Origin of the sequence: Micromonospora pattaloongensis (assembly GCF_900107255.1) — a bacterium.
Classification (GTDB): domain Bacteria; phylum Actinomycetota; class Actinomycetes; order Mycobacteriales; family Micromonosporaceae; genus Micromonospora_I; species Micromonospora_I pattaloongensis.
In genome coordinates this window covers 17,454-29,995 of record NZ_FNPH01000019.1, presented here as the reverse complement: position 1 = coordinate 29,995, position 12,542 = coordinate 17,454, and the positions used below count along the sequence as shown (strand labels likewise).

The 12,542-nt window shown below is 68.8% G+C and carries 11 protein-coding genes and 1 pseudogene; 4 read left to right on the top strand and 8 right to left on the bottom strand.

Going from position 1 to position 12,542, the window contains the following annotated elements:
• Positions 1-168: pseudogene (locus BLW47_RS24240) on the top strand (RICIN domain-containing protein); the annotation flags it as partial.
• A 131-nt stretch (positions 169-299) separates the two neighbouring features.
• Here the strand turns inward: BLW47_RS24240 and BLW47_RS24235 are convergent.
• The gene (locus BLW47_RS24235) at positions 300-1,313 is read right to left on the bottom strand and encodes a PaaX family transcriptional regulator (protein ID WP_091563004.1); all 1,014 of its coding nucleotides are present in this window, start codon (positions 1,311-1,313) and stop codon (positions 300-302) included.
• A gap of 279 nt (positions 1,314-1,592) precedes the next feature.
• On the opposite strand from BLW47_RS24235, the gene BLW47_RS24230 reads away from it, so the two are divergent.
• Both BLW47_RS24230 and BLW47_RS24225 read left to right on the top strand, forming a co-directional pair.
• Positions 1,593-2,927, top strand: coding sequence for an extracellular catalytic domain type 1 short-chain-length polyhydroxyalkanoate depolymerase (locus tag BLW47_RS24230; RefSeq protein ID WP_091563001.1), 1,335 nt, complete (start codon positions 1,593-1,595; stop codon positions 2,925-2,927).
• Positions 2,928-3,086: 159 nt separating this feature from the next.
• Complete coding sequence (locus tag BLW47_RS24225; protein ID WP_091562998.1) at positions 3,087-3,521, top strand: VOC family protein; 435 nt, start codon at positions 3,087-3,089, stop codon at positions 3,519-3,521.
• A gap of 24 nt (positions 3,522-3,545) precedes the next feature.
• On the opposite strand, the gene BLW47_RS24220 is transcribed toward BLW47_RS24225, so the two are convergent.
• Positions 3,546-4,127 carry a TetR/AcrR family transcriptional regulator gene (locus BLW47_RS24220; RefSeq protein WP_091562997.1) on the bottom strand — a complete coding sequence of 194 codons (582 nt, stop codon included), beginning with the start codon at positions 4,125-4,127 and terminating at the stop codon, positions 3,546-3,548.
• A gap of 75 nt (positions 4,128-4,202) precedes the next feature.
• On the opposite strand from BLW47_RS24220, the gene BLW47_RS24215 reads away from it, so the two are divergent.
• Positions 4,203-5,945 (top strand): ABC transporter ATP-binding protein, encoded by a 1,743-nt coding sequence (locus BLW47_RS24215; RefSeq protein ID WP_175543786.1) that lies wholly within the window; start codon positions 4,203-4,205, stop codon positions 5,943-5,945.
• Positions 5,946-6,405: 460 nt separating this feature from the next.
• On the opposite strand, the gene BLW47_RS24210 is transcribed toward BLW47_RS24215, so the two are convergent.
• The 6 genes from BLW47_RS24210 to BLW47_RS24185 form a co-directional block, all read right to left on the bottom strand.
• Entirely contained in the window at positions 6,406-6,693 is a 288-nt protein-coding gene (locus tag BLW47_RS24210) for a hypothetical protein (protein ID WP_245737075.1), read from the bottom strand.
• Positions 6,684-7,016 (bottom strand): hypothetical protein, encoded by a 333-nt coding sequence (locus tag BLW47_RS24205; RefSeq protein WP_091562996.1) that lies wholly within the window; start codon positions 7,014-7,016, stop codon positions 6,684-6,686. The genes BLW47_RS24210 and BLW47_RS24205 overlap by 10 nt, the downstream gene beginning before the upstream one ends.
• Before the next feature lie 3 nt (positions 7,017-7,019).
• The gene (locus tag BLW47_RS24200) at positions 7,020-8,123 is read right to left on the bottom strand and encodes a hypothetical protein (protein WP_091562994.1); all 1,104 of its coding nucleotides are present in this window, start codon (positions 8,121-8,123) and stop codon (positions 7,020-7,022) included.
• Positions 8,124-8,198: 75 nt separating this feature from the next.
• Positions 8,199-10,325, bottom strand: coding sequence for a DEAD/DEAH box helicase (locus BLW47_RS24195; RefSeq protein WP_245737073.1), 2,127 nt, complete (start codon positions 10,323-10,325; stop codon positions 8,199-8,201).
• Positions 10,322-11,362 (bottom strand): ParA family protein, encoded by a 1,041-nt coding sequence (locus BLW47_RS24190; protein WP_091562991.1) that lies wholly within the window; start codon positions 11,360-11,362, stop codon positions 10,322-10,324. The genes BLW47_RS24195 and BLW47_RS24190 overlap by 4 nt, the downstream gene beginning before the upstream one ends.
• Entirely contained in the window at positions 11,359-12,537 is a 1,179-nt protein-coding gene (locus BLW47_RS24185; protein WP_091562986.1) for an ATP-binding protein, read from the bottom strand. The genes BLW47_RS24190 and BLW47_RS24185 overlap by 4 nt, the downstream gene beginning before the upstream one ends.
• Positions 12,538-12,542 lie beyond the last annotated feature (5 nt).

Here is a 12,542-nt window from a genome sequence, read left to right as displayed (position 1 = left end):
AACCAGCAGTTCCGGCTGGCTGACTCGGACGGCGGCCACATCCGGCTGGTCAGCCGGCACAGCGGCAAGGTGGTGGAGGTGCAGGGCGCCTCCACAGCGGACGGTGCGAACATCGTCCAGTACGCCGACTGGAACGGCGCCAACCAGCAGTGGCAGCTCGTCCGGGTCGGGTGACACCGCCGCTGCACCCGAACGGCGAGCGCTTCGGCCCGGCGGAGTCTCCGCCGGGCCGAGGGCACCGCGTCGACGGGCGAACGAACGCGGCTGCGCGGAGCCGTTCACCTTGGGCCGAACGCAATCTACGGCGCCGGCGCGGTCCTCGACCGGCTCGACATCGAGACCGATGGGCACGGCTCGTCATCGCGTACCCCGGCGTGGAGATCGGCGGTGGTGTGCGCCCTGATGCCGGGGTGCGCGCTGCCGGTGAACCGCGCGACCAGCGCCCGGACGTGCTGCTCGGCGGGGCCGGCGAGGCCGTCGTAGACAGCCGCGAACAGCTCCCGCGCGGGCCCCCTGAGCCATCCGACCGGGAGGAGGTCCAGGGGCAGTTGCGGATCGAGGGTGGGAAAGCGCCGGAAAGTGTCCATGACCTCGGTACGTGCCCGCACCGCCGCCGCGCCGTCGACCCGTCCCGACGTCATCCGCGGTAACAGCGGTGTCCAGCGCCGGAGGAATGCCGCGTAGTGCCGGGCAATCGCGGGGATGTCCCAGGCATCGATGGGAGCGCGCTGACCGACCGCGTCGAGCTCGGGCTGTCGCGCCCGGAACACCGTGACGGCGCCGAGGGTGAGCTGGGCGAGCTGCGCCCGGGCCGGCGGGGTCAGTTCGTGCGGGGAGATCCACAGCCCGTCGTACAACGGCGCGTATCCGAGCCAACGGAGCTGACCGCGCAGCGCCCGGCGCTGCGCACTCCGCTCCTGCGGCAGTGAGAAAGCGACGACCGTCCAGCACCCGTCCCACGGGGCCGTCGCGGCGGTGGCGGAGAGGATCCACCGGCCGCCGGCGGAGAGGTTGGCGGCCGCGGCGTGGCTGAGCCGGTAGAAACTGCGCTTGCCCTGCCGGCTGCCTTCCAGTACGCCACGGCCGGCCAGCCGGCTGATCGCGGTACGGGCGCCGGCCGTCGTCACCCCGGACTCCGCGAGCAGCGCGACGATGGCGGCGGACGGGAGCGCGGCACGAGTCCGCAGGGTGTAGTCCGCCAGCAGGGTCACCGCGACGCCCTGGGGTGAGTTTCCGGCCTGTCGCCGGGGAAGCCGCAGCGGGCGGTCCCCGTCGTTCGGAAACATCTCCTCGATGTCGAACGGGCTAGTCACAGGCGCTCCGGGCGGGGGCTCAGGGACGGTACAGCGACTGTAGACGGGGCGCCCACGAGCCGGCGCTCCGTGGCCGACGACAGCAGTCGTTCGACATCGATCGATTGACACTTGTCGGACCGGGAGGAACACTAACTGCTACGCGACGCCATCGGAGCCGGGCAGGGCGGTCCGCACACGGTGCGGCAACGCGCGATCACCGCGGGGTAGCGGGCACACCCGCGACCGGAACGCGCGGCCACATCCCAGCCTGCACAGGTGATCGAAGGAGTCGTCCCGGTGAGAATCAGAAGGAATCTGCTGCTCGGCCTGGCCGCAGCGCTGGCTGCGGCCGGTCTGGTGGTCCCCACGCTCCGGCCCGCGTACGCGGCATCCCTGGCCGAGGTGACCAGCTTCGGCGACAACCCGGGCCGGATGCGCATGCACGTCTACGTGCCCGACTCCCGCCCGGCCAGGCCGGCGACCGTGGTGGTCATGCACGGCTGCGGCGGGTCGGGCCCCGGCTTCTACTCCGGTAGCGAGTTCGCCGGCCTGGCCGACCGGTACGGATTCATCGTGATCTACCCGACCGCAACCCAGCAGGCCGGGTTCGGCAACTGCTTCGACGTCTGGTCGGACGCCGCCAAGCGCCGCGGCGGTGGCAGCGACCCGGTGTCGATTCTTTCCATGATCCGCTACGCGCAGCAGCAGTACGGCGCGGACCCCGACCGGGTCTATGCCACCGGCAGCTCGTCCGGTGGCATGATGACCAACCACCTGCTGGCCCTCTACCCCGACGTGTTCAAGGCCGGTGCCGCGTTCATGGGGGTGCCCTACAACTGCTTCGCCGGCGCGGCGGACTTCCCACCCGGCAGCAGCCAGTGCACCGGCGGAAACCTGAACCGGACTCCGCAGCAGTGGGGCGATGCGGTCCGTCAGGCCTACCCCGGTTATTCCGGGCCCCGGCCACGGGTCCAGTTGTGGCACGGAACCAACGACACGCTCGTGCCGTACCAGTTGCTGCAGGAGACGATCGAGCAGTGGACGAACGTGTTCGGCCTCAGCCAGACGCCCACCTCCACCGACACGCCGCAGGCCAACTGGAGCCGGCGCCGGTACGCCGACACCAGCGGCACGGTGCAGGTCGAGGCGTACAGCATCCAGGGGGCCGGGCACAGCCTGCCGGCCAGCGGCATGGCCGGGTCCGCCATCCAGTTCTTCGGCCTGTCCAACCCGCCAAGCCCCACCACGCCACCCAGCCCGACCGTGCCGCCGAGCCCGACCGTGCCGCCGAGCCCGACCACGCCCCCAGGCTCCGGCGCCTGCCAGGTGACCGTCGCCGTCAACGCATGGAACACCGGGCTGACCGAGAACATCACCATCACCAACACCGGCGCCAGCGCCGTCAGCGGGTGGTCGTTGGTCTTCACGCTGCCGGGTGGGCAGACCATCACCTCGGGTTGGAACGCCTCCTACTCCCCCACCTCGGGTCAGGTGACGGCCAGGAATGTCGGCCACAACGCGGCCATCCCCGTCAGCGGATCGGTCACCATCGGCTTCCAGGCCACGCACACCGGCAACACCGCCAGGCCAAACTCGTTCACCCTCAACGGCGCGTCCTGCACGGTCGCCTGACATCGGCTGGTTCCGGGGACGGCCGCGCCTCGCGTGGTCGTCCCCGGAGTACCGGCGGCCCGCACGCGGGCGCCAAGGCCGCTAGGCCGTGTGTCGTAAGCCCCGTCGGTTAGGGGCGAATCCCTGGACGACGAAAGGCCCCGCCTCTATGGTGGACCGATGGCGTCGGCCAAGCAGGTCCAAGTCACCTTCGACTGCGCAGAACCTGAGCGCGTCGCTCGTTTCTGGTGCGAGGTGTTGGGGTACGTCGTACCGCCGCCACCGGAGGGGTTCGCCACATGGGACGACTTCGATCGCGCGCTGCCGCCGGAGCGCCAGGGTTCAGCGTTCGCGTGCGTTGATCCCTCAGGCGTGGGCCCGCGACTGTTCTTCCAGCGCGTTCCCGAAGGCAAGGTCGTCAAGAATCGGCTGCATCTTGACGTGCGGGTCGGCACCGGGCTCGTGGGGGAAGAGCGTCTGGCCGCACTCGAGGCCGAATGCGCACGACTGGTCGAGCTCGGCGCGGTACGCGTGCGACTACTGCGTGCCGATGGGCACAGCGAGTCGTGCCTCGTGATGCAGGACATCGAGGGTAACGAGTTCTGTCTCGACTGAGTGGCCGCGAACGGGAGCGTGCCCTTACTCCTCGATGCGCGCACTCTTGACGCCGGCGGCGCCGGTCACGGTCCGTACCAGCAGGCCCAGCACCGTGTGTCGCGAGGTGTCGCTGTCGGCGAGGTAGCCGTAGGCGGCGTAGAGCTGCGCCCACAGCAGGTTGTGGACCCACGGCGGGGGCAGGTCCGGATCGAGAGTGCCGTCCTCGTGGCCCCGCCGCACCATCGTCTCGAAGCGCGGATCGCAGACCCCCGGGTCGGCCCACCCGACCTCGGCGGTGAGGTGCGGCTGGTTGAAGATCAGCGACAGCACGTCGCCCAGGTCGAAGTATTCCCGGGTCAGCCGCCGGAGCGCGTCGATGCCCCGCCCCTCGTCCAGCCGCGCGAGCCCGACCGCCCGTTCCAGCCGGGCGGTCACCTCGGCGTTCACCGCACGAAGCAGCTCCGAGCGTTCGGGAAAGTATCGGTGCAGGGTGGTGCGTCCGACGTCGGCGGCGGCGGCGATGGCGCCCAGCGACACCGTCGGCTCCTGGCCCAGCACGGTGATGGCGGCGTCGAGGATCGCCTGCCTCGTCCGCGCCCGCACGCCGCGCTCCTGAGTGTCCATCACCGGTAGAGGTTAGCAGGACCAGGACGGAACGCCGCTTGACGAAAATGGGGCTCTACTGTTCCAATCCGAGATATGGCTGAGTCGTCATCCCTGCGCTCACTCAGATCCTTCCTGCGCCCGCACCGCGGCGTCCTCGTGCTGGGGCTCGTTCTCGGGCTGGTCGCCAACGCCGTCGTCCTGGCCACGCCCATGGTCACCAAGTGGGTGCTGGACACGGTCGGCGACGGCGGCTCGCTGACGCGTCCGATCGCGGTGCTGCTCGGCCTCGTCGTCGTCGGCGCTCTGATCTCGCTCTGGCAGTGGGTCGTCCTGGGCACGGTCGCCGAAGAGGTGGTGCTCGACGCCCGGGTGTCGATGGTCGGGCGGTACTTCGCCGCCACGATCGGCGCGATCACCCGCCGGCCGCCCGGCGAGCTGGTCACCCGGGTCACCTCCGACGCCGCGCTGCTGCACAAGGCCTCGTCGAGCATCGTCGGGATCGTGAACAGCGTCCTGGCGATGCTCGCCACGCTGGTGCTGATGGGCGTGCTCGACATGATGCTGCTCGCCTTCACGCTCGGGTCGGTCGTGGTGGTCACGGTGCTCATGGGTGGCCTGCTGCCCGCGATCGCCTCCGCGCAGGAATCGGCCCAGGAGTCCGTCGGCCGTCTGGGGGGACGACTCGAAGGCTCGCTCCGGGCGATCCGGACGGTCAAGGCCAGCCGGGCGGAAGACCGGCAGACCGAACGGGTGGTCGACGACGCGCGGGCCGCCGCCGCGCACGGGGTCCGCGTCGCCCGCCGCTCCGCGATCGTCTGGACCATCTCCTGGACCGGGATCCAGCTCGCCATCATCGTCATCCTGGGGATCGGCGCGTGGCGGGCGGGGCAGGGCCTGCTGGAGGTCTCCAGCCTGATCGCGTTCCTGCTCTACGCGTTCCAGCTCGTCGGTCCCATCACCGATCTCACCCAGAACGTCACCGCGCTCCAGGCCGGCGTGGCCGCCGCCGCCCGCATCCGGCAGATCGACTCGATCGCGACCGAGGCCGACGCGGCGCCGTCGGCCTCCACCGAGCCGGCCGACCCGGCCGGCCCCGTCCTCGCGCTCCGGGGTGTCACCGCCCGCTACGGGCCGGACCAGCCCGATGTGGTGATCGACGTCGACCTGGAGATCCCCCGCCGCGGGCACACCGCGATCGTCGGGCCCTCGGGCGCCGGGAAGACCACGCTGTTCTCCCTCATCCTGCGCTTCCTCGAGCCGACCTCCGGCACGGTAACCCTCGACGGCCGCCCCTACCCCACCTACTCGCACGTTGAGATCCGCCGCCGGCTGGCGTACGTCGAACAGGAAACCCCGCTGCTGCCCGGCACGATCCGCGACAACCTGCTCTTCACCCACCCCGACGCCACCGAAGCCGAGATGCGAACGGCGCTCGCCGCGGTCCACCTCGACGAACTCGTCGACACCCTCGACGACGGCCTGGAGACCTCGCTGTCGGCCTCGTCGATCTCCGGTGGACAACGCCAACGGCTAGCCCTGGCCCGGGCAGTCCTGCGCTCCCCCGACGTGTTGCTGCTCGACGAGGCCACCGCCCAGGTCGACGGCCTCACCGAGGCGGCGCTGCACGAGGTGATCCGGCAACGGGCGGCCGAGGGCGCCGTGGTCACCATCGCCCACCGGCTCTCGACGGTGCTCGACGCGGACACCATCGTCGTAATGGAAGACGGTCGAGTACGGGCACGCGGCACACACGCCGACCTGATGGAGCGCGACTCCCTCTACCAGGGTCTGGTCGAGGCGCTCCGCATCGCCGAAAAGGCCGCCGCCCCCGCCTGAGCCTGAAGCCACCGGGAAGACCGAAGTCGTCGATCGCCGACGAACAGCCGTCGTCTGGTCAGTGGCCGAGCATTTAGCCCGCCTCGCCCGGGTCCTCGCCGATCTGTGCTCGGACACGGGGTTTCACGCCCCGCCGGTTCACCGCCACCGAAGGTGTCGTCCAAAGCGAACGGTCATCCGTTGGTGTCGGCTATCTCCTCGCGGAGGCGGCGCTGCTCAGCTTTGCTGAGCAGCGCCGTCGGTGACGTGCAACGCCCACGGGATCGGGCACGGTCCTTCGTGGTTGGGGTCCGGACGCCATGCCCCAGCACGCCACACGGCGGTCACCAGCAGCTGTTGCAGCCCGCGGCCAGCAGAGCGGTGATCCAGGGCGCGGGGGCCCGGCTCAACGGCGCGGTGACGCTGGAGCCAGGCTCCACCACCGATCCTGATCGGCAGTAGTAACGACCCGCGGGTCATTTCAGACCGACCTCCGTACCGCAGCAACACCGCAGGCCACCAAGAAGGCGACCGCCATCAGTCCGATCCGCGCCCAGGGCACGTCCCGGGTCGGCCGTACGCCGATCGACACCGCCAACGCCAGCTGTGCCACCAGAGCAAGGCAGATGACGAGGCTGAGCAATCGATAGGTGTTTCCGAAATCGGACCAGAACACCCAGGTGCCGTAGGTGGCCGGGACCGCCATGAGCAGGCTCAGGCCGATGAGTGGGACGGCCAGTCTCCATCGCATGCGGGCGTTCACCGCCATTCCTCCCGACCCTCGCTGGTGGCATCGCCCAGAGTCTCCACCTCGACGGTCAGCGCTGCGCCTGCGTCACGAAGCTGCTGCGCCTGCCGCTCCCATTCGATGCGCTCGTCCTGCGTGAGGGCGTCGCGCTCGTTCAGCGACGTCGTGAAGGCGTCGTCCAGCGCCCGGCCGTGCGAGGAGAACGCCACCGCCGTGCGCAGGTCCGCCTCGCCGCTGAGAACGGTTCGGGCCAGGGAACCCAGTGGGTCGTCGCCGCCGCGGCTCCTGGCGAGTGTCGTCAGGACCGCGCGAGCCAGCGGCTGGCGGTAAATCTCTTCGTTCATGAGCTATCCCTGCTGTCCGGGGTGCTGATAGGGCTTGAGCTCGGGAAGTGCGGCGATGGCGGCGCCCGCCTGAATCATGCCAATGGTGCCGGCGATGCCCTTGAACGTGGCCTCGGCGTTGCCGTAGAAGGTCGAAATCTCGTTGTAGAGGTCGTACGCCTGCCAGGCGTAGTAGGCGGCTACGCCGTAACCGACGACTGGCCCGACTCCCGTCTCGATCGTCGCCGTGCCGACGGCTGAGGCCAGGTTGATGACGATCAGGACGTCGATGAGCTTGGCAATCAGGCCACTGACCACGTCGAAGAGTTGCTTGGCAGCCTCAGCGGCCTTGGTGTATAGCTCGGCGTACTGATCGCACGTCGGGTGCAGGGCCATGGCGGCCTTGCCGAGCGTGAGCTGGAACTCCTGCTCGGCCTCCGCGGCCCGGCCGCGCCAGACTTCGGGTACGTCGGCGGCGGTGGTGACGAGGTTGCGGCCGACATCGAGTAGGGCATTGCCGATGATCCGCCAGGCCGCAGCACAGTGGATGTAGGCGTTCCAGTCGCCGCTGAGCTGCTTGCTCCAGTCCTCGAACGGGTCGTACCCGAACAGCCACACGCTGACCTGGCGCAGCCACGCAGCAGGACTGATCAAATCCGCGAGAGGGTTGATCTTCCACATCTCGACCGCGGTCGCGTAATTGGGTGGCACCAGGTTGCTGGTCGGCTCGGCTACATCAGCGAACGGAGACCGGTGGGCGGTGGGCCACAGGTCGGGACGGCCGGTGCTGAGCGTGCTCCACATCGCTGTCGGGTCTTTCGCGCCCGAATAGGTCTGGTCGACCCGGCTTGCCGACTCCGCGTCGGCGGTGGCGTAGGCGCGCTGGGCAAGGTTGATCTGGGTGGCAGCGCTCCGACTGATCGTCTCCAACCGCTGCAGCCCCTGCGTAATCCGGTCGTAGGCCAGCTGGTGCGGGCTGGCGAAGATGACCAGCAGACCTTCTTCGGCGAAGGTCAGGTCGCAATGCCGCTTGACGTACGCGAGCGTGTCACCGACGTCGCCCGACACCCGATGAAGCACGTTGTACAGCCCGTTCAGGCCAGCCGGATCTACGTAGAAGCCGCTCATGTCCCCCGCTGGACGTCGCTCAGCTCTTTCGCGAACACGAACCCTACTGGGACGTGATCAACAGCGTCAACGCCATCAGAGATGGGTGAACCTGGCCGGTTCGCGGAGGACGGCAGCGGCTCCCTCGACATCAGCCAGCCGGGCGGCGAGGGTGGCGGTCGCCAGGCGGTGAGGGAGTGCGGTGCTGAACTTGAGCCCGGCGAGCGCCTTCTCGGCGACGTCCGGGAGGCAGATCCGTTCCGCCGCGTCCGTCGTCGCCGCCCGCCACATCTCCCGGTCGAGGTCCGGACGCAGCCGGATGCTCGCGTCGTCGTAGCGCTGCGTCGGGTCGGCCAGCTCGCCGAGCGTGGCGATCAGGGTGGCGTTGGCGCGGAAGCCGGCCCAGGTCCACCAGCGCGCTTCGCCGTCCTTGTCGCGCGTCACCACCGAGCCGCCGGGATGAACGGTGGCGGTGGCGTCGTCGCGGAGCGCAGCGAGTCTCGTGGTCGCCCGAGCGGTGAGGGCGACCGGAGGGTCCGCGGCGAGCAGCACGTCGCGCATCGCCCGGACCATCCGGTACGACAGCCCTTGAGGCGAGCCACCGGTCATCCAGAGCGCCTTTCCTCCTCCCTCGGCCGGTTCGACGAAGCAGCGCCGTCGCTTCCAGTCGATGTGGGTGACCCGCCAACTTCTCCCGGCGAGCAGAAGCAGGCGGGGGCCCTCTACCTTCGCCGTCAACAGTGCAGGGTCGGTACGGCCGATCTCGGTGCGTCCGGACAGCACGGTGAACTGCGGCGGCGCGGTGAAGACGGCGAGCATGTCCATGAAGTGCCGGCGGCCGAAGCGCAGCTCCGCTTCCGGACCGATGAACAGCATGCCGGAGTCCGAGTCCAGGTACCCCTGTTCGACGAGGTGTCGCACGATCACGTCGGCGCTCTTGTCGAAGGGCGCCAGTCCGTTCCACTCGTGCGACCACAGCTGATCACCGACCCGGTGCTGCTGAAGCGAGAGCGCCAGCAGCTGCTGGGCCACGATGTGGCGCGGCTCGGGCGGTGGGACGACGGCTTCGACCCACCCCTCACTCCAGAGCTTGAGCAGCCCCGCGGCGTGCAGCAGTCCGTCACCGTCCAATGCCAGGAAGAGACAGTTCCGCCTGGTACCTGGTCGTCGGCCGGTTCGACCGATCCGCTGCAGGAAGGCGGCGACGGTGCGAGGCGCGTCGATCTGGATGACCCGGTCGAGGTCGCCGACGTCGATGCCCAATTCAAGGGTGCTGGTGGCCACGATGACGCAGTCGCGCTCCTGCGCGAACGCTTCCTCGGCCCGCCGCCGCTCGTCGAGGGAGAGCGACGCGTGGGAGAGGAAGGTTTTCACCTGCAGCGCGCGCAGCTTCTGGCCGAGCTCCTCGACCAGGGCTCGCGAGTCGCAGAACACCAACCGCTTCTCGCCCCGGTGCAACGCCGCGATCACCTTCGCCGCGTTGTGCACCGACCCCACGTAATCCAGCTCGACCTCGCCGGGCGGTGCAGCGGCGGGCGCCGGCGAGGTGACCGCGACGGCCAGTTCGGGTGCGACCACCCGCGCGGGTCGCTGCGCGCGGCCAGAACCCTGGAGCCAGCCCAACAGCTCATCGGGGTTGCCCACGGTCGCGGAGAGTCCGATTCGCTGGACCGGCCGACCCGCCACCCGGCCGAGCCGCTCCAGCACCGCCAGCAGATGCCATCCCCGGTCGTCGCCGGCGAACGCGTGCACCTCGTCCACCACGATCGCCCGCAGGTGCTGGAAGAACTCGTCGTGGTCGACGGTGGCGCTGACCAACATCGACTCCAACGACTCGGGCGTGGTCAGCAGGACGTCCGGCCGCTCCCGGAGGATCGTCCGGCGGCGCCCCATGGTCACGTCGCCGTGCCAGAGCGCCGCGCGGCGCCCCAACCACCCAGTGTAGGTCTCCAATCTGGGCAGCAGGTTGTTGAGCAGGGCCTTCAGCGGGCAGAGGTAGAGGACGGACGTGCCGGACCAGTTTTCCTGCGCCATGCGGGACAGCAGGGGAAACATCGCCGCTTCGGTCTTGCCACCGGCGGTCGGCGCGAGCAACAGCGCGTCGTCGCCGTCGAGCAGCGGCTGCACAGCTGCCTCTTGCAGGGGCCGCAGCGCCGGCCATTGCAGTGAGTTCACCACGTGGTGCAGGACGACGGGGTGCAGCAGTTCGGCGCCGTGCATCATTTGTCGGTCGGTACGCCGGTAAGCCTGCGCAGCAACTCTTCGCCCAGTGCCCTGAAGTCCTGGTAGCAGCGCTGCACAAGGGTCTGGGTGCTGCCCAGCGCGCCGTCCGCCGATCGGAGATCGAACATCGGCTTGCGGGCATCGTGCGCCAGAGGCATCAGACTCTGATAGTTACGAAGCGTGGCTATCTCGTACGTCCGCCCAATGTCCGCCGCGTCCGGACGGTCCAGTACGGCGGTGGCGAAGACGTTGGGGATCCGGTCGAGCCACCGCTGATAGGCATGAACAGGCCGATCCAGACGCATGGTCGGCTGCATGATGACGTAGCCCAGAGGCGTCATCGTGCCCTGCGGTGCAGCGATGGAGGGCGGTACATTGGGCAGCACCACGTCACTCCAGATCGCGCGCCAACTCCGCAACGTCGGACCCAGGTTCTTGAGCCCTCGCAGTGAGAAGAGATCCGCCGCGAGGGGCATGAGCACTGTGTCAGCTGCCAACAGCGCAGCCCGGTTAATGGCGCCGAGATTGGGGCCGACGTCGATCAGGACGATTTCCGCGTCGACCTCCTCGGCCGCCTGACGAATGATTCGATGAAATGCAGTCGTTACCCGGATCGCGGCCGGGTCCTTGGTGAAACCGCGTGGCCATGCGTCGGACAGTCGATCCTCGAAGGCGCTCAGGTCTAGATCACCTGGCACAAGCCAGAGATCCTGCGCGATGGTCACCGGCCGGACGTCCTCGATATCGCCGACGCCCTCCATGATTGGCCGGATGGCGGTGACTACTGTCCCAAGCCCCTGCTCCAAGGGGGACCATAGCCGGCGTTGGTGAGGTCCGCCCCAGGCAGGCGTAGCCGCTTCGTTCCAGAGCTCACCGAGGGCATCTTCATCGAGAAAGGCTGCCGTCAGATTCGACTGCGGGTCCAGGTCGACCGCGAGCACACGGTGGCCCAGCCGCTGGAGCATGTGAGCCAGATGATAGGTGAGAGTCGTCTTACCGACGCCGCCCTTGTTGTTGAACAGCGCGACGGAGATCATGATGCACTCCTCACCGTCACGGTCCAGGACGCATCGTCAACCAGGAAATCAGGCGACGGGTTACCGTTGCGGTCCAGTGACGCCCTGATCCGGCCGATCCCCCGGCCGAACTGATTGACGTATCCGAGCGATTTCATCGCTGCGGCCAGGGATGGGTTGCGATAGTCGTTGACCCGGTCGAAGTTGTCCGCTCGCACCTGGCCGAACGGTCCGCCGGGGTTGGTCACCTCGATCCGGTCGTCAAACCAGGCGATCCGTACGGGGGCGTTCGACGACTCATAGTTGCGATGCATGAGGGCGTTCATGCACACCTCCCGGAGCGCCTCGAACGGGTAGTTCGGGCGTGACTCCTCGCGAAAGCCGCTCACCTCGACGAGGCGGGTCCGCAGATGCCCCTTGATCAGGGTCTCCAACCGCTCGGCCGCGTTGATGACGTTGAGTCGAAGTTCCTGCTCGTCCAGGACCGAGCCGCCGACATCCGTGCCCTCGTAACGCACGAACTGCACGTAGGCACCGGCGATCCGGCTTGTCGGATCGACCCCGACGAGCAGGAGGCCAAGAACGGTCGGCGTGCCGTCCAGGTCGGCGAGACGAAGGGAGGCAAGTTGCTGTTCGGTCGAGCGGTGATTTTCCTCCAGCACGGAGGGAGCCACAGCCTGGCGGAGATATTCGGTGCGAAACAAATCGAGATCAAGATCCCCGAGGGTGCTCCCTGTAGCCGGCCTGACATCGAAAGGCACCTCGAAGGAGCGCCGCCGTTCCGACAGCACCCGCTCGTCGTCGCGGTTCGCGCGTCGGGTAGTGGGGCCCGGCCGGACGTACACCACGTTCTCGAACCGCACCGGCGGCGTGTGTGACGCGTTCACCCGTACCCGGATCACCGGCTCCCCCTGGTAGACCCCGGCGGTCGCAACCATCGACGGCCGGTCGAGGATCAGTCCCTGGTCACGGTACTCAGTGATCTTCAAGAGGGCGGCGTCGGACGTGTCGATGCCACCGACCGGCCGCCCCTTGTCGTCGACCCCAATGAGCAGATCACCGCCGCCCTGGCCGGTCAGGTCGTTGGCGAGGGCGCAGATCGCCTTACGGATTGCGTTCCGGTCCGTCGCCTCGCGCTTGAACTCGAGGGCAGCGGTCTCCTGGGTGCCGAGGAGCGAGGCGAGATCGGTGCTCATGATCT